General features: G+C 69.7%; 18 protein-coding genes. 11 read left to right on the top strand and 7 right to left on the bottom strand.

Annotated elements, in window-relative coordinates:
* Positions 1-47: 47 nt before the first annotated feature.
* The 5 genes from lptB to UYS_RS0205075 are packed head-to-tail and all read right to left on the bottom strand — an operon-like array spanning position 48 to position 3,441.
* The gene (gene lptB, locus UYS_RS0205095) at positions 48-773 is read right to left on the bottom strand and encodes an LPS export ABC transporter ATP-binding protein (protein WP_016854427.1); all 726 of its coding nucleotides are present in this window, start codon (positions 771-773) and stop codon (positions 48-50) included.
* Positions 770-1,297: a lipopolysaccharide transport periplasmic protein LptA gene (lptA, locus tag UYS_RS0205090; RefSeq protein ID WP_016854426.1), complete on the bottom strand. Its 528-nt coding sequence runs from the start codon at positions 1,295-1,297 to the stop codon at positions 770-772. The genes lptB and lptA overlap by 4 nt, the downstream gene beginning before the upstream one ends.
* Positions 1,294-1,878, bottom strand: a complete 585-nt coding sequence (lptC, locus tag UYS_RS0205085; protein ID WP_016854425.1) for an LPS export ABC transporter periplasmic protein LptC — start codon at positions 1,876-1,878, stop codon at positions 1,294-1,296. The genes lptA and lptC overlap by 4 nt, the downstream gene beginning before the upstream one ends.
* Before the next feature lie 4 nt (positions 1,879-1,882).
* Positions 1,883-2,440, bottom strand: coding sequence for a KdsC family phosphatase (locus UYS_RS0205080; RefSeq protein ID WP_016854424.1), 558 nt, complete (start codon positions 2,438-2,440; stop codon positions 1,883-1,885).
* Between the two features lie 14 nt (positions 2,441-2,454).
* Positions 2,455-3,441 (bottom strand): KpsF/GutQ family sugar-phosphate isomerase, encoded by a 987-nt coding sequence (locus UYS_RS0205075; protein WP_016854423.1) that lies wholly within the window; start codon positions 3,439-3,441, stop codon positions 2,455-2,457.
* 188 nt (positions 3,442-3,629) lie between these two features.
* On the opposite strand from UYS_RS0205075, the gene UYS_RS0205070 reads away from it, so the two are divergent.
* The 9 genes from UYS_RS0205070 (at position 3,630) to hisD (ending at position 10,556) form a co-directional block, all read left to right on the top strand.
* Positions 3,630-4,442: an ATP-binding cassette domain-containing protein gene (locus tag UYS_RS0205070; protein WP_016854422.1), complete on the top strand. Its 813-nt coding sequence runs from the start codon at positions 3,630-3,632 to the stop codon at positions 4,440-4,442.
* Positions 4,439-5,221, top strand: a complete 783-nt coding sequence (gene mlaE, locus UYS_RS0205065; RefSeq protein ID WP_016854421.1) for a lipid asymmetry maintenance ABC transporter permease subunit MlaE — start codon at positions 4,439-4,441, stop codon at positions 5,219-5,221. The genes UYS_RS0205070 and mlaE overlap by 4 nt, the downstream gene beginning before the upstream one ends.
* A 58-nt stretch (positions 5,222-5,279) precedes the next feature.
* A complete protein-coding gene (gene mlaD / locus UYS_RS0205060; protein ID WP_016854420.1) occupies positions 5,280-5,744 on the top strand; it encodes an outer membrane lipid asymmetry maintenance protein MlaD in 465 nt (154 codons plus the stop codon).
* A 5-nt stretch (positions 5,745-5,749) separates the two neighbouring features.
* Entirely contained in the window at positions 5,750-6,406 is a 657-nt protein-coding gene (locus UYS_RS0205055) for an MlaC/ttg2D family ABC transporter substrate-binding protein (protein WP_016854419.1), read from the top strand.
* A complete protein-coding gene (locus tag UYS_RS0205050; RefSeq protein WP_016854418.1) occupies positions 6,403-6,750 on the top strand; it encodes an STAS domain-containing protein in 348 nt (115 codons plus the stop codon). The genes UYS_RS0205055 and UYS_RS0205050 overlap by 4 nt, the downstream gene beginning before the upstream one ends.
* A gap of 245 nt (positions 6,751-6,995) precedes the next feature.
* Positions 6,996-7,250, top strand: a complete 255-nt coding sequence (locus UYS_RS0205045; RefSeq protein ID WP_016854417.1) for a BolA family protein — start codon at positions 6,996-6,998, stop codon at positions 7,248-7,250.
* Positions 7,251-7,263: 13 nt separating this feature from the next.
* A complete protein-coding gene (murA, locus tag UYS_RS0205040) occupies positions 7,264-8,526 on the top strand; it encodes a UDP-N-acetylglucosamine 1-carboxyvinyltransferase (RefSeq protein WP_016854416.1) in 1,263 nt (420 codons plus the stop codon).
* Positions 8,527-8,545: 19 nt separating this feature from the next.
* Entirely contained in the window at positions 8,546-9,199 is a 654-nt protein-coding gene (hisG, locus tag UYS_RS0205035) for an ATP phosphoribosyltransferase (protein ID WP_016854415.1), read from the top strand.
* 34 nt (positions 9,200-9,233) lie between these two features.
* Complete coding sequence (gene hisD, locus UYS_RS0205030; protein WP_016854414.1) at positions 9,234-10,556, top strand: histidinol dehydrogenase; 1,323 nt, start codon at positions 9,234-9,236, stop codon at positions 10,554-10,556.
* An 85-nt stretch (positions 10,557-10,641) separates the two neighbouring features.
* Here the strand turns inward: hisD and UYS_RS0205025 are convergent, their stop codons facing one another.
* Positions 10,642-11,886, bottom strand: a complete 1,245-nt coding sequence (locus tag UYS_RS0205025; RefSeq protein ID WP_016854413.1) for a Do family serine endopeptidase — start codon at positions 11,884-11,886, stop codon at positions 10,642-10,644.
* Positions 11,887-11,982: 96 nt separating this feature from the next.
* Between UYS_RS0205025 and UYS_RS0205020 the strand changes: the two genes are divergently transcribed.
* Positions 11,983-12,744: a Nif3-like dinuclear metal center hexameric protein gene (locus tag UYS_RS0205020; protein WP_016854412.1), complete on the top strand. Its 762-nt coding sequence runs from the start codon at positions 11,983-11,985 to the stop codon at positions 12,742-12,744.
* Between the two features lie 84 nt (positions 12,745-12,828).
* Here the strand turns inward: UYS_RS0205020 and UYS_RS0205015 are convergent, their stop codons facing one another.
* On the bottom strand, positions 12,829-13,266 hold the full coding sequence (locus tag UYS_RS0205015; protein WP_016854411.1) for a Z-ring associated ZapG family protein: 438 nt from the start codon (positions 13,264-13,266) through the stop codon (positions 12,829-12,831).
* A gap of 206 nt (positions 13,267-13,472) precedes the next feature.
* Between UYS_RS0205015 and zapE the strand changes: the two genes are divergently transcribed.
* On the top strand, positions 13,473-14,630 hold the full coding sequence (gene zapE, locus UYS_RS0205010) for a cell division protein ZapE (RefSeq protein WP_237738424.1): 1,158 nt from the start codon (positions 13,473-13,475) through the stop codon (positions 14,628-14,630).
* Positions 14,631-14,870 lie beyond the last annotated feature (240 nt).

Raw genomic sequence — 14,870 nt, 5'->3', positions numbered from 1 at the left:
GTCCGTGCATGGCGGCAGTATATCAGTGACTTGCGAAGACCAATGGGTCAGAGGCGGAAGTCCTGGCCCAGGTAGACGTCGCGCACCCGCTGGTTGGCGAGGATCTCCTCGGCGTCACCCTCGGCGATGATCTGGCCGTCGCCGACGATGTAGGCGCCGTCGCAGATGTCCAGCGTCTCGCGCACGTTGTGGTCGGTGATCAGCACGCCGATCTCGCGCGCCTTGAGCTGGCGGATGATGCCCTTGATGTCGCCCACCGAGATGGGGTCGACGCCGGCGAAGGGCTCGTCGAGCAGGATGAAGTCGGGCTCGGTGGCCAGCGCCCGGGCGATCTCGACCCGCCGGCGTTCGCCGCCGGACAGGCTCATGCCCAGGTTGTCGCGGATGTGGGTGATGTGGAATTCCTCCAGCAGCGCCTCCAGGCGCGCCTTGCGGCCGCTGCGGTCGAGGTCGCGGCGGGTCTCGAGGATCGCCATGATGTTGTCGGCCACCGACAGCTTGCGGAAGATCGAGGCTTCCTGTGGCAGGTAGCCGATCCCGGCCTGGGCGCGCTGATGCATGGCGGCGCCGGAGAGGTCGCGGTCGTCGATGGCGACACGGCCGGCGTCGGCGCGTACCAGGCCGACGATCATGTAGAAGGAGGTGGTCTTGCCGGCGCCGTTGGGGCCCAGCAGGCCGATGATGCGGCCCTGCTGGATCTCCAGGCTGATGTCGTGGACCACGCGGCGACGCTTGTAGCTCTTGGCCAGGTTCCGGGCACTCAGGGTCTTCATGGGCCGTCCTGCTGTTCCGGCTCGAGGGTCATGCGCACGCGCTGGCTCTCGCCGACGCCCTGGGCGTCGGAGCGGGCCTGCACCACCCGGCGATCGAGGAAGTATTCGAGGTAGCCGCCGTCGAAGGTGTCGCCGCCCTGGTGGAGTTCGGCCTGGTCGACCAGCTCGATGCGCCGCTCGGCCACGTGGTAGATCACGGTGCGGCCCCAGGCGCGGACCAGCGGCTGGTCCGGGGAGGGCTTCTGCTCCAGGTAGGCGCGCTGGCCGGTGGCGGTGGCGGTGGTCAGCTGGCCGGCGTCGTTGCGCTGGATCTCCACGCGGTCGCCGGTCAGCTGCATGCTGCCCTGCTGGATGCGCACGTCGCCCTGGTAGACGGCGGTGCCGGCGCGATCGTCGAGGTCCAGCCGGTCGGCCTCGACCTGGATGGGGGCGCTGGCGTCGCCTTCCAGCGCCAGGGCGCCGGGGGCGGCCAGCGCGGTGGCGAGCAGCGCCGCGCTGAGCAGTGAAGCGAGGGATCGCGTCATGACTCGGGGTCCTCCTGGGTGTCCGGCGGGTGGTGGCCGCGCACATTGTCGGTCAGTCGGGCGCGGTTGTCATCGAGCCAGGCGTCGAAGCGCTCGCCGCGCATCCGCTGCGGCGGCTGGCTCAGTCGCGCCGGCGTGTCGCTCCAGGCGTGACCGGCGAGGCTGTCGTAGTGTAGGCGCTCGGTCTCGAGCCGCCAGCGCTCCTCGGGGGCGGTCAGCACCGCTTGGCCCTGGAGGGTGAGCAGGCGCTGGCCGTCTTCCAGGCGTCCGCGCTCGGCGTCGGCCAGCCACAGCCGGCCCTCGCTGTCGCGGAGCTCGGCGTGTGGCGTGGTCAGTCGGGTGACGTCGTCGACCGGCGTGTGCTCCAGGCGCGGCGTGGTCAGTCGCTGGTGCGGTGCGCCCTGGGCGTCGAAGCGCGTCAGGTGCGCGTCTTCCAGATAGTAGTCGGGCTCTCCCGTCTCGCCCTGGGGCGCGGGGCCCGGCGGTGCCTCGGGGCGCTGGTCGAGCAGCGCCAGGCCGCCGCCGAGGGCGAGCAGCAGCAGGAACAGCCAGGTGCGAAAACCGGGGCGGGGGAGGCGCATGGCGTCAGTCCTGGCCGTTCAGGTAGGTGTCGAGCACGGCGTCCAGCCGGTCTTGGGCCTGGAGCAGGGTGTCGCAGATCTCGCGTACCGCGCCATGGCCGCCCTCGCGCTCGGTGACCCAGTCGGCGTGCCGGCGGATGTAGCTCGGCGCGCCGGGCACGCTGATGCCGACGCCGGCCCGATGGATCGGGGCCAGGTCGGGCAGGTCATCACCGCAGTAGGCGACCTCGGAGAGGTCCAGCGCCAGGTCCCGGCACAGCTGGCGCAGCGTCGGCAGCTTCTTCTCGATGCCCTGATGGAGATGCCGGATGCCGAGCGCGCTGGCGCGGCGAGTGACCATCGGCGAGTCGCGGCCGGTAATCAGCGCCACCTGGATGCCGGCGCGTTGCACCAGCTTGAGGCCGTGGCCGTCGAGGGTGTGGAAGGCCTTGAGGCTGTCGCCGTCGGCATCGAAGTAGAGGCGGCCGTCGGTCAGCACGCCGTCCACGTCCAGGGCCAGCAGGCGCACACGGCGCAGCCGCTCGACCAGGTCAGGGTGCTGCAGGGGAGCGTCTGAGGACATGGAATCTCCTTGGGTCAGATGACGCCGCTGGCCAGCAGGTCATGCATGTGCAGGGCGCCCACCGGGCGGCCGTCGTCGTCCACCACGGCCAGCGCGGTGATGCGGTTGTCTTCCATCAGGCGCACGGCCTCGGCGGCCAGGGTGTCGGGCGAGACCCGCTTGCCGGGCACGGTCATCACCTGATCCACCGTCAGAGACGACAGGTCGTTGAACTGATCCAGGGTGCGGCGCAGGTCGCCGTCGGTGTAGACCCCGGCCAGCAGGCCGTCGGGGGCGATCACGCAGGTGAAGCCGAGCCCCTGACGGGTGATTTCCAGCAGCGCATCGCGCAGCGGGCTGCCCAGCGCGACCTTCGGCAGGCGGCTGCCCTGGTGCATCAGGTCCGAGACCTTGAGCAGCAGGCGCTTGCCGAGGCTGCCGCCGGGATGCGAGAGCGCGAAGTCCTCGGCGGTGAAGCCGCGGCTCTCGAGCAGTGCCACGGCCAGGGCGTCACCCAGCGCCAGGGCGGCGGTGGTCGAGGAGGTTGGGGCCAGGTCCAGCGGGCAGGCCTCGCGCTCGACACCGGCGTCCAGATGGGCTTCGGCGTGGCGAGCCAGGGTCGAGCCGGGGCGGCCGGTCATGCTGATCAACGGTGCGCCGAGGCGCTTGATCAGCGGCAGCAGGGCGGTGACCTCGGCGGTCTCGCCGGAGTTCGACAGCGCCAGCACCACGTCGCCGGGCGTGATCATCCCCAGGTCGCCATGGCTGGCCTCGCCCGGATGCACGAAGAAGGACGGGGTGCCGGTGCTGGCGAGGGTGGCGGCGATCTTGCTGCCGATGTGGCCGGACTTGCCCATGCCGGTGACCACTACGCGGCCGCGACAGGCCAGTATCAGCTCGCAGGCACGCTCGAAGTCGCCGTCGAGGCGTTCGACGAGGGCGCCGACGGCCTGCTGCTCCAGCCGCAGGGTGCGTTCGGCGCTGGCCAGCAGGCCGGCGGGGAAGGAGGAATCGTCTGTCATGAGAGGATTGTTGCCTGTCGCGGGGTTGGGCTCAAGGGCGGGCGGCCGAATCGGCGCCGGCGGGCCGCGCAAAAGGGCGCTCATTGAACCCGCTGAGGCCGCTCGGCGCAAGCCGGGACATGACGGCGCTGGCGCCCCGGGCGATGGTTAGGATACGATGTTCGATAATCTATCAGGGAATTCAATGGATGACTGATTCTCCCCTCATCGAGGTGGAGGGCCTGCGCTTCTCTCGCGGAGAGACGGAGATCTTCCGCGGTCTCGATATGGTAGTGCCCCGCGGCAAGATCACCGCGATCATGGGGCCCAGCGGCACCGGCAAGACCACTCTGCTCAAGCTGATCGGCGGCCAGCTCGTGCCCGATGCGGGGCGGGTGCGGATCGCCGGCGAGGACGTGCACGGCCTGTCGCGCAAGGCGCTGTTCCGGCTGCGTCGCCGCATGGGCATGCTGTTCCAGAGCGGGGCGCTGTTCTCCGATCTCGACGTGTTCGAGAACGTGGCCTTCCCGCTGCGCGTGCATACCGACCTGCCCGAATCGATGGTCCGCGACCTGGTGCTGATGAAGCTCCAGGCCGTGGGGCTGCGCGGCGCCCGCGGGCTGATGCCGTCGGAGCTCTCCGGCGGCATGGCGCGGCGCGTGGCGCTGGCGCGGGCGATCGCCCTGGACCCAGACCTGATCCTCTACGACGAGCCCTTCGTCGGCCAGGACCCGATCTCCATGGGCGTGCTGGTGCAGCTGATCCGCCGGCTCAACGATGCCCTCGGGCTGACCGCCGTGGTGGTGTCGCACGATATCAAGGAGACGCTGTCCATTGCCGACTACGTCTACGTGATCGCCGACGGCCGGGTGATGGCCCAGGGCACGCCGCAGAGTCTCGACGTGGATCGTGACCCGCGGGTCAGTCAGTTCATCCACGGCGAGCCGGACGGCCCGGTGCCGTTCCACTATCCCGCCATGGACTTCCACGACGATCTGCTCGGCACGGGAGGGCCGCGATGACCGCTCTGATTCGGCGCCTGGGACGCATGGGCTGCGATCTGACCGAGGGGCTCGGCCAGGCGACCCTGCTGCTCGTGCAGTCGGCCGTCGGCGTGCCCTCCGCCGAGGGCATTCGCCTGTGGCTGCGCCAGATGTACTTCGTCGGCGTGCTGTCGCTGGCCATCGTGTTGGTCTCGGGCCTGTTCATCGGCATGGTGCTGGGCCTGCAGGGCTATACCATCCTGGTCGACTTCGGCGCCGAGGATGCGCTCGGGCAGATGGTGGCGCTGTCGCTGCTGCGCGAGCTGGCGCCGGTGGTGGCGGCGCTGCTGTTCGCCGGCCGCGCTGGCTCGGCCCTGACCGCCGAGATCGGCCTGATGAAGGCCACCGAGCAGCTCACCAGCATGGAGATGATCGGCGTCGACCCGCTGCGCCGGGTGGTCGCGCCGCGCCTGTGGGCCGGCTTCGTCGCCCTGCCGCTGCTGACCATCGGCTTCGGCGTGATCGGCGTCTGGGGCGGTGAGCTGGTCGGGGTGAAGTGGCTGGGCGTCTTCGAGGGCTCCTACTGGGGCAACATGCAGGCCAGCGTCGAGTTCGTCGATGACGTGCTCAACGGCCTGATCAAGAGCCTGGTGTTCGCCCTGGTGGTCACCTGGATCGCGGTCTATCAGGGCTATGCCCTGGTGCCGACCTCGGAGGGCATCGCCCGCGCCACCACGCGCACCGTGGTCTACGCCTCGCTGGCGGTGCTGGGGCTGGATTTCGTACTGACCGCCCTGATGTTCGGCGGGCTCGCCTGAGTCCGACGGGCGGGCAAGATGGCGGCCGGGCGCCGCCGCGGATTTGTGGAGACATGGAATGAAGCGCAGCAAGACGATGGAACTGGGCGTCGGCCTGTTCATGCTGGCCGGCATCCTGGGGCTGCTGTTCCTCGCCCTGAGGGTCAGCGGCCTGAGTCTCGAACCTCCGGGCGACGACTTCCGCCTGGAGGCCAATTTCGCCAACGTCGGCGGCCTCAAGCCGCGCGCCCGGGTCACCATGGCCGGGGTCACGGTGGGCCGGGTCGAGAGCATCGAGTTCGACTCGGAGTGGTACGACGCGCGGGTGGTGCTGACGCTCGATGACGAGCTCGAGGGCCAGCTGTCCGAGGACACCACCGCGGCGATTCTCACCTCCGGGCTGCTCGGCGAGCAGTACGTGGGGCTGTCGGTGGGCGGCGCCCCCGAGACGCTGGCGGACGGCGATCGCATTCGCGATACCCAGTCCGCCCTGGTGCTGGAAGAGCTCATCCAGCAGTTCGTGTCCAACATGGCCAAGGAGTGAACCCGATGAATGCAACGAGCCTTTCCCGGCGCCTGGCCGGCGTGCTGATGCTGCTGGCGATGTGCCTGGCGGCGCTGCCGGCGATCGCCCAGGCCAACACCCCCGAGCAGATGATCCGCGACAGCGTCGATGAGCTGATGGGCGACATCGAGGGGCGCAAGGACTACTACCGCGAGCACCCCGGCGAGCTGGAGGCCGTGGTCGACGACAGCCTCGAGCAGGTGGCCGATTTCCGCTACATCGGTGCCAGCGTGATGGGGCGCTACTTCCGCAACGCCTCTCCGTCGCAGCGCTCGCGCTTCGTCGACACCTTCCGCCAGACCCTGATCGACACCTACGCCAAGGGCCTGGTGACCTTCGATTATCAGGACATCCGAGTGCTCGAGAACCAGGACGCCTCGCGCTACGAGGATCAGGCCAGCGTCGAGATGGAAGTGGTGGCCAGCGACGGCACCGTCTATCCGGTCAGCTATTCGCTGCGCCAGGATGACGGCCAGTGGAAGGTGGTCAACGTGATCGTCAATGGCATCAACCTGGGGCTGACCTTCCGCAACCAGTTCGATCAGGCGATGCGCGACCAGAACCGCGACTACGATGCCGTGATCGATGGCTGGGCGCCGGAGCTCGCCGTCGAGGAGCTGGAGCAGGGCGACGAGGGATGAGCGTGCTGCTGGACAACGGCGCCAATCGTCTCGAGGCCGACGGCGAGGTGCTGTCGGTGTCCGGTGAGGTCGACTTCGCCGGCGCCGCGGAGATCGCCGCGACCGGCCAGCGCTGGCTCGCCGGCCTGAGCGAGGGCAGCCGCGTGGTCTTCGATCTCGGCGGGGTGGGGCGCGTCAGCAGTGCGGCGGTCAGCGTGCTGCTGGAATGGGCGCGCCAGAGCCGGGCCAGTGGCCTCGAGCTCGAGGCGGTGCGTCTGTCGCCGCCGCTGGCCCGGCTGACCGAGGTCGCGGGTGTCGATACCCTGCTGCCGGTGCAGGCGGGCGTCGACGCCGCCGAGGCGTGAGCGGGGCCATGCGCAAGGGGCCGGGAGCGACAGCATCGCGCCCGGCCCTTTTTCATGCCGAGGCCTGTCATGGCGACGCTCGCCGGCCGGCCGACACGCTGTCGGCGTGGCTGTCGCCGACCGCACGCGTCGCCTACGCGAACGTCGCCAACGGCGTCGCTTTTCATTACCATGGTCGGCTGTTCGTCCCGCCATCGCGTTGCGGTGGCGCTTTCACGGATCAACCATTTTCTAGCGAGGGTTCGATGCTTCCCACTGAGGTCAAGGCGCTGCTCGAGAGCCGGCTCGATGGCTGCGAATTCCATATCCAGGGCGAGGGCTGCGACTTCCAGGTGGTCGCCGTCGGCGAGGTGTTCGAGGGGCTGTCCCGCGTCAAGCGCCAGCAGCTGATCTACGGCGCGCTGTCCGACGAGATCGCCTCCGGCGCCCTGCACGCCGTGACCATCAAGACCTACACCCCCGAGCAGTGGCAGGGTGCCGCCGAGAACAAGGGGGCCTGAGGCTCGAGGTGACATGGACAAGCTGATCATTACCGGCAACGGCCCCGTCGATGGCGAGGTCTGGGCCAGCGGCGCCAAGAACGCCGCCCTGCCGATTCTCTGCGCGACCCTGCTGGCCGATGAGCCGGTGACCATCGGGAACCTGCCGCATCTGCAGGACATCACCACCACCCTCGAGCTGCTCGGCCACATGGGCGTGCAGCCGGTGATGGGCGAGCGCATGAGCATCCAGCTCAATGGTGCCCAGGTGACCGACTGTCACGCGCCCTACGAGCTGGTCAAGAAGATGCGCGCCTCGATCCTGGTGCTCGGCCCGCTGCTGGCCCACTTCGGCCAGGCCGACGTGTCGCTGCCCGGCGGCTGCGCCATCGGCTCCCGGCCGGTCGATCTGCATATCCGTGGCCTCGAGGCCATGGGCGCGGACATTCGCGTCGAGGGTGGCTACATTCGCGCGCGGGTCGACGGTCGCCTCAAGGGCGCGACCATCTTCTTCGACACCGTCACCGTGACCGGTACCGAGAACCTGCTGATGGCCGCGGTGCTGGCCGAGGGCACCACGGTGCTCGAGAACGCCGCCCGCGAGCCCGAGGTCATCGATCTGGCCGAGTGCCTGATCAAGATGGGCGCCAACATTCGCGGCCACGGCAGTGACACCATCGTCGTCGAGGGCGTCGAACGCCTGCACGGCGCCGAGCACGACGTGATGCCGGACCGCATCGAGACCGGCACCTTCCTGGTCGCCGCGGCGCTGTCGCGGGGCAAGGTGAAGGTGCGCAACACCCGCGCCGATATCCTCGAGGCGGTGCTGGCCAAGCTCGAGGAGGCCGGCGCCAGCGTGACCACCGGCGAGGGCTGGATCGCGCTGGACATGCACGGCAAGCGGCCCAAGGCGGTCAACGTGCGCACCGCGCCCTATCCGGCCTTCCCGACCGACATGCAGGCCCAGTTCGTGGCCATGAACGCGGTGGCCGAGGGCACCGGGCGGGTGGTCGAGACGATCTTCGAGAACCGCTTCATGCACGTCCAGGAGCTCAACCGCATGGGCGCGAGCATCGCGCTCGAGGGCAACACCGCGGTGATCACCGGGGTCGAGAGCCTGTCCGGCGCGCCGGTCATGGCCACCGACCTGCGGGCCTCGGCGTCGCTGGTGATCGCGGCGATGATGGCCGAGGGCGAGACGCTGGTCGATCGCATCTACCACATCGATCGTGGCTACGAGTGCATCGAGGAAAAACTGCAGCTGCTGGGCGCCAGGATCCGGCGCATCCCGGGCTGAGCCGACAACAGGCGAGACCATGAGCAAGCAACTGATTCTGGCCCTCTCCAAGGGCCGCATTCTCGACGAGACCCTGCCGCTGCTGGCCGAGGCGGGCATCACGCCCGCCGAGGACCTCGGGGCCAGCCGCAAGCTGTTGTTCGACACCAACCTGCCGGACGTCAAGCTGGTGGTGATCCGTGCCACCGACGTGCCGACCTATGTCCAGCTCGGCGCCGCCGACGTGGGCGTGGCGGGCAAGGACGTGCTGCTCGAGCATGGCGCCGAGGGGCTCTACGAGCCGCTGGACCTGGAGATCGCCGGCTGCCGGTTGATGACCGCGGGCGTCAGCGGCGCCGAGCCGTCCCAGGCTCGGCGCCGGGTGGCCACCAAGTTCGTCAACGTGGCCAAGCGCTACTATGCCGAGCAGGGCATCCAGGCCGAGGTGATCAAGCTCTACGGCGCCATGGAACTGGCGCCGCTGATGAACCTGGCCGACGAGATCGTCGACATCGTCGATACCGGCAACACCCTGCGGGCCAACGGCATGGAGCCGCGCGAGCTGATCGCGCCGATCTCCACCCGCCTGGTGGTCAACAAGGCGGCCATGACCATGAAGCACGATCGCCTCAAGCCGCTGATCGCCCGCCTGCGCGAAGCGGTCGAGCGTCGCAGCGCCGAGGCGCCGGCCTGAGCCGCCGGTCATCCCCGAGAGGAAAGGAACCGTCATGAGTGAAGTGTCCGCCGGCCGTCTCGAGATCGCGCGTCTGTCCACCGCCGACGCCGACTTCGAGGCGCGCCTCGATGCCCTGCTGGCCTGGGAGGGCGTGTCCGACGACGAGGTCCAGCGCCGCGTCGCCGACATCCTCGAGGCCGTGAAGACCCGCGGCGATGCCGCCGTGGTCGAGACCAGCAACCGCTTCGATCGCCTCTCGGCGTCGAGCATGGCCGATCTGACCCTGGGGCCGGATCGCCTGCGCCAGGCCTTCGAGGGCCTGCCCGAGGCGCAGCGCCAGGCGCTGGCCACCGCCGCCGATCGCGTGCGGCGCTACCACGAGCACCAGAAGCCGGAATCCTGGTCCTACACCGAGGAAGACGGCACGCTGCTCGGCCAGCAGGTCACGCCGCTGGACCGCGCCGGCATCTACGTGCCCGGCGGCAAGGCGGCGTACCCGTCCTCGGTGCTGATGAACGCGCTGCCGGCCCACGTGGCCGGCGTCGGCGAGATCGTCATGGTGGTGCCGACCCCGGACGGCGTGCTCAACGAGCTGGTGCTGGCCGCCGCCCACCTGGCGGGCGTCGATCATGTCTTCACCATCGGCGGCGCCCAGGCCGTGGCCGCGCTGGCCTACGGCACCGAGACGGTGCCGCGGGTGGACAAGATCGTCGGCCCCGGCAACATCTACGTGGCCACCGCCAAGCGGGCGGTGTTCGGGCAGGTCGGCATCGACATGATCGCCGGCCCGTCGGAGATCCTGGCGGTCTCCGACGGCGGCACCGACGCCGACTGGCTGGCCATGGACCTGTTCTCCCAGGCCGAGCACGACGAGGATGCCCAGTCGATCCTGGTGAGCTGGGATGCCGATCATCTGGACGCGGTCGGCGACGCCATGGCGCGCCTGCTGCCGACCATGGAGCGCGAGGCGATCATTCGCACCTCGCTTTCCGAGCGCGGCGCGCTGATCCAGTGCCGCGATCGCGACGAGGCGGTGGCGCTGATCAACCGCATCGCGCCGGAACACCTGGAGCTGTCGGTCGAGGCCCCGGAGGACTGGCTGCCCGAGGTGCGCCACGCCGGCGCCATCTTCATGGGCCGCCACACCGCCGAGGCCCTGGGCGACTACTGCGCGGGGCCGAATCACGTGCTGCCGACCTCGGGCACGGCGCGCTTCTCCTCGCCGCTGGGCGTCTACGACTTCCAGAAGCGCTCCTCGCTGATCGGCTGCTCCGCCGAGGGTGCCTCGACGCTGGGCCGCACGGCCTCGGTGCTGGCCCGCGGCGAATCGCTGACCGCCCACGCCCGCAGCGCCGAGTATCGCATCCGCGACTGAGGCCCCCTTCGGGCCTTGCCAGGCGCCACAACGAACGCGGCCCCGTCATCGACGGGGCCGCGTTCGTTGTGGGCAGCGGGATGAATCAGGGCGTCTCGCTCTCCTCGACGGACAGCGGGCGTGACGGCGTGGGGCGCTCGGCGACCCGCAGCGTGATCTCGAGGCTCTCGCCGCCGCGCACCACGGTGACCGGCAGTTCGGTGCCGGGTTCGATGTCGGCGATGTCGCTCATGGTCTGGCGGGGGTCGAGGATCGGGCGATCGTTCACCTCGAGCAGCACGTCGCCGGGCTGCAGGCCGGCCGCGTCCGCCGGGCCATCTGGCACCACGCCGGCGATGATCACCCCGGTGGGGGCCTCGAGGCCGAAGGAAGCGGCGAGCTCGGGGTTCAGCTCCTGGGCCTCGACGCCCAGCCAGCCGCGTATCACCCGCCCCTGGGTGACGATCTGCTCGAGGATGCTGCGCGCCAGGTTGGCGGGAATGGCGAAGCCGATGCCCTGGGAGCCGCCGGAGCGCGAGAAGATGGCGGTGTTGATGCCGACCAGCGCTCCCTCCGGGTTGATCAGGGCGCCGCCGGAGTTGCCCGGGTTGATGGCGGCATCGGTCTGGATGAAGTCCTCGTAGGCGTTGAGTCCCAGGTGGCTGCGGCCGGTGGCGCTGATGATGCCCATGGTCACGGTCTGGCCGACGCCGAAGGGGTTGCCGATGGCCAGCGAGACGTCGCCGATCGCCGCCTGGTCGGAGTCGGAGAGCTCGATGACCGGAAGGTCGTCGAGGTCGATGCGCAGCACCGCCAGGTCGCTTTCGGGATCGGTGCCGATCACCTCGGCGAGGGTCTCTCGGCCGTCGCGCAGGGCCACCTGGATCTGGTCGGCGCCGCGAATGACGTGATGGTTGGTCAGCACGTAGCCGTCGTCGCTGACGATCACGCCCGAGCCCAGGCTCGACAGCATGCGCTGGCGGCGCGGGGCGTCGTCGCCGAAGAACTGGCGGAAGAAGGGGTCGGACATCAGCGGATGGCTGTCGCGCTTCACCACGCGCGAGGAGTAGACGTTGACCACCGCCGGTGCGGCCTGCTCCACGGCGCTGGAGTAGCTCGCCGGCCCTTCGCCGCGTGTCATCGGTGGGGCCTCGCGCAGGCTGGGTGCCGGCCGCTCGACGTCCTCGGCGGTCGGAGTCGCCTCGGGCACCGACGGCACCTGCACCGTGGGCGTATCGGTGACGGGGGGCGTGGCCTGGCGCCCCACCAGTCGCGGGAAGGCATTGAGCAGCACGATGGCCAGCAGCAGGCCGATCAGGATGGGCCACAGGTAGGGGAGGGCGCGTCGCATGCGGCGGGCTTCCTTCTGGTGCGTGGTCGCGGGGCGGCGGGGCGGTTTAGAATGCGTGGATTGTAACATTGCACGAATGAACCGTCCGGAGGCTTCATGACGACATCCGCGGAACTGGTGGCGGCCTGCGATCGGCTGCTGTCACCGGCGCGCTTCAAGGACTACACCCTCAACGGCCTGCAGGTCGAAGGCCGTGAGCGGGCCACCCGGGTGATGAGCGGCGTGACCGCCTGCCAGGCGCTGCTCGACGAGGCGGTGGCCTGGGAGGCCGACCTGCTGCTGGTCCATCACGGCTATTTCTGGAAGAACGAGCCGGTGGCCGTCACCGGCATGAAACGCCGTCGGCTGGCGACCCTGCTGGGCCATGAGATCGGCCTGCTGGCCTATCACCTGCCGCTGGATGCCCACGCCGAACTCGGCAACAACGCGCGGCTGGGCGAGCGGCTCGGCTTCACGGCGGAGGGCTGTGCCGACGGCGAGCTCGGCGAGGGGCTGATCTGGCTGGGGCGGCCTGCCGCACCGCTGAGCGCGGCGGCGCTGGCCGAGCATGTCGGCGAGCGGCTGGGCCGCGAGCCGCTGCTGGTCGAGGCGCCGGGCGCCGGAGAGGTCCGGCGCGTGGCCTGGTGCACCGGCGGCGCCCAGGACATGATCGCCGAGGCGGCGGCGGCCGGTGCCGATGCCTTCATTTCCGGCGAAATCTCGGAGCGCACCACGCATCTGGCGCGGGAGCTGGGGATCCACTACCTGGCGGCGGGACATCACGCCACCGAGCGTTACGGCGTCCAGGCGCTGGGCGAGCGTCTCGCCGCGGAGTTCGGCATCGAGCATCGCTTCGTGGATATCGATAACCCGGCCTAGTGATTCGGGGCGCGCCCCGGAAACGACGACGCCGCCCGCTGCCATGGGCAGCGGACGGCGTCTCGAGGCCCCGAGGGCGGTATCTCAGTAGCGCGGCGGCTGGGGGGCGTCGCCGTCGCTCTGCTTGAGGCCGAAGTCCTCGGAGAGGGTGCCGCGGTTGCCGTCGGCGTAGTCGCGGGGCGCGGCCACGTCGTCGCTCGTGGTGGCGGCTTCCTCGGGCTCGGGCATGGTGGCGGTGGCCGCCGCCAGGTCGGGGCGGTGCGGCGCCTCGACGGCCAGGCGGCTCGTGGCCTCGCCGACTTCCTTGTTCAGTGCGGCGGCGAGGCTGCCGAGGCGCTCGAAGTGCTCGCCGACGCCGTCGCGCAGTTCGGCCAGCTGGCGGTCGCGTTCGGCGAGGCGCTGGCGCAGCATCTGTGCGTTACGAGCCCCGGCGTTCATCAGGTGATAGCCCAGCACCCCGAGGCCGATGCCGGCCAGCAGGCAGGCGGCGCCCAGCATCCAGTTGATATTGCTTAGTTCCACATCATTCTCCTGAGCGGTCGATCGGCTCGGCATCGGCGGCCGGCTTCCAGCGCCGGGCGGCCCCGGCGGCCCATTATAGGGCCGAGGCGGTCGCCGGGGTCAACGGCCGGTCGGCGATGCCAAGCGCCGGCCGGGCGCGTATAATCCTTCCCTTTCACCGGATGCCGAGGACCGTCGCCCCCATGTCCATGAGCGAGAGTCACAGGATGCCGACTGCCGCCGAGCCGAATACCCCGATGGGGCGCTATCGTGCCGATCTCCAGCGCGACGACTTCGCGCACGACCCTGCCCAGGAGCAGGCCGTGGCGCATCTGCAGCGCCTGTTCGACGAGCTGCTGGCCAGGCCGCGCGACAGCGCCCGGCCCACGCCGGCCGGCAAGGGGCTCAAGTCGCGCATGGCCGGACTGTTCGGCAAGCGCAGCGAGCCCGAGGCGCCGGTGCTTCCCGAGGTGACGGGGCTCTATTTCTGGGGCGGCGTGGGTCGCGGCAAGACCTACCTGGTGGATACCTTCTTCGAGGCGCTGCCGTTTCCCGAGAAGATGCGCACCCACTTCCACCGCTTCATGCAGCGCGTGCACAACGAGCTCGAGCACTACAAGGGCGAGAAGAATCCGCTGACCCTGGTGGCCGACAAGTTCGCCGCCGAGGCGCGGGTGATCTGCTTCGACGAGTTCTTCGTCAAGGACATCACCGACGCGATGATCCTGGCCAATCTGCTCGAGGCGCTGTTCGCCCGCGACGTGGTGCTGGTGGCGACCTCCAATATCGTGCCGGCCGATCTCTACCGGGACGGTCTGCAGCGGGCGCGCTTCCTGCCGGCCATCGATCTGCTGGAGCGCCACTGCGAGGTGGTTAACGTCGACTCCGGCATCGACTATCGGCTGCGCGCCCTGGAGCGCGCCGAGATCTTCCATTCGCCCCTGGACGAGGCCGCCGAGGCCGAACTGGCGCGCAGCTTCCGCGAGATCGCCGGGCACGAGGGCGAGAGCGGGGCGCCGATCGAGATCAATCATCGCGTGCTCTACAGCCGTCGGCTCCACGATGACGTGGTCTGGTTCGCGTTCGACGAGCTCTGCGACGGCCCGCGCAGCCAGAACGACTACATCGAGCTGGCGCGTGAGTATCACAGCGTGCTGGTCTCCGGCGTGCCGTGCATGGATGGCGCCAGCGACGACCAGGCGCGGCGCTTCATCAACATGGTCGACGAGTTCTACGACCGCGGCGTCAAGCTGCTGATGTCCGCCGAGGCGCCGGCGGAGCGGCTCTACCGCGACGGCAAGCTGGAGTTTGAGTTCGAGCGTACCCTGTCGCGGCTGCAGGAGATGCAGTCGAGGGAGTATCTGGCCCTGCCGCACAAGCCCTAGCCGGTGCACGAAAGTCGCTGCGCTCGGCTAGACGGGGTTAAACATCAGCTCGTGCGCGAGCCCGGTCCGCCTTCTCGCCGATGCTTGCCTTGCGACCCACATGGATGTGGGAAGTGCGTTGGCCCGTAGGGAACGGGCCTAGGACTGGCCTTCGCTCGCTGACTGTTCGACTTTTCAGCTGTTGGCTCGAGCGTTTTCGTGCAAGGGATTCCTGCCTTGGGGCGGAAAGCATTGTCCTGA

It is taken from the genome of Halomonas smyrnensis AAD6, assembly GCF_000265245.1.
In the GTDB taxonomy this organism is placed as follows: domain Bacteria; phylum Pseudomonadota; class Gammaproteobacteria; order Pseudomonadales; family Halomonadaceae; genus Halomonas; species Halomonas smyrnensis.
This window is presented reverse-complemented; position numbering and strand designations above follow the sequence as displayed.

Bases quoted from the DNA above. Each gene is read 5' to 3' on its own strand.
- lptB (WP_016854427.1), bottom strand. From the start codon at position 773: ATGAAGACCCTGAGTGCCCGGAACCTGGCCAAGAGCTACAAGCGTCGC.
- lptA (WP_016854426.1), bottom strand. From the start codon at position 1,297: ATGACGCGATCCCTCGCTTCACTGCTCAGCGCGGCGCTGCTCGCCACC.
- lptC (WP_016854425.1), bottom strand. From the start codon at position 1,878: ATGCGCCTCCCCCGCCCCGGTTTTCGCACCTGGCTGTTCCTGCTGCTG.
- UYS_RS0205080 (WP_016854424.1), bottom strand. From the start codon at position 2,440: ATGTCCTCAGACGCTCCCCTGCAGCACCCTGACCTGGTCGAGCGGCTG.
- UYS_RS0205075 (WP_016854423.1), bottom strand. From the start codon at position 3,441: ATGACAGACGATTCCTCCTTCCCCGCCGGCCTGCTGGCCAGCGCCGAA.
- UYS_RS0205070 (WP_016854422.1), top strand. From the start codon at position 3,630: ATGACTGATTCTCCCCTCATCGAGGTGGAGGGCCTGCGCTTCTCTCGC.
- mlaE (WP_016854421.1), top strand. From the start codon at position 4,439: ATGACCGCTCTGATTCGGCGCCTGGGACGCATGGGCTGCGATCTGACC.
- mlaD (WP_016854420.1), top strand. From the start codon at position 5,280: ATGAAGCGCAGCAAGACGATGGAACTGGGCGTCGGCCTGTTCATGCTG.
- UYS_RS0205055 (WP_016854419.1), top strand. From the start codon at position 5,750: ATGAATGCAACGAGCCTTTCCCGGCGCCTGGCCGGCGTGCTGATGCTG.
- UYS_RS0205050 (WP_016854418.1), top strand. From the start codon at position 6,403: ATGAGCGTGCTGCTGGACAACGGCGCCAATCGTCTCGAGGCCGACGGC.
- UYS_RS0205045 (WP_016854417.1), top strand. From the start codon at position 6,996: ATGCTTCCCACTGAGGTCAAGGCGCTGCTCGAGAGCCGGCTCGATGGC.
- murA (WP_016854416.1), top strand. From the start codon at position 7,264: ATGGACAAGCTGATCATTACCGGCAACGGCCCCGTCGATGGCGAGGTC.
- hisG (WP_016854415.1), top strand. From the start codon at position 8,546: ATGAGCAAGCAACTGATTCTGGCCCTCTCCAAGGGCCGCATTCTCGAC.
- hisD (WP_016854414.1), top strand. From the start codon at position 9,234: ATGAGTGAAGTGTCCGCCGGCCGTCTCGAGATCGCGCGTCTGTCCACC.
- UYS_RS0205025 (WP_016854413.1), bottom strand. From the start codon at position 11,886: ATGCGACGCGCCCTCCCCTACCTGTGGCCCATCCTGATCGGCCTGCTG.
- UYS_RS0205020 (WP_016854412.1), top strand. From the start codon at position 11,983: ATGACGACATCCGCGGAACTGGTGGCGGCCTGCGATCGGCTGCTGTCA.
- zapE (WP_237738424.1), top strand. From the start codon at position 13,473: ATGCCGACTGCCGCCGAGCCGAATACCCCGATGGGGCGCTATCGTGCC.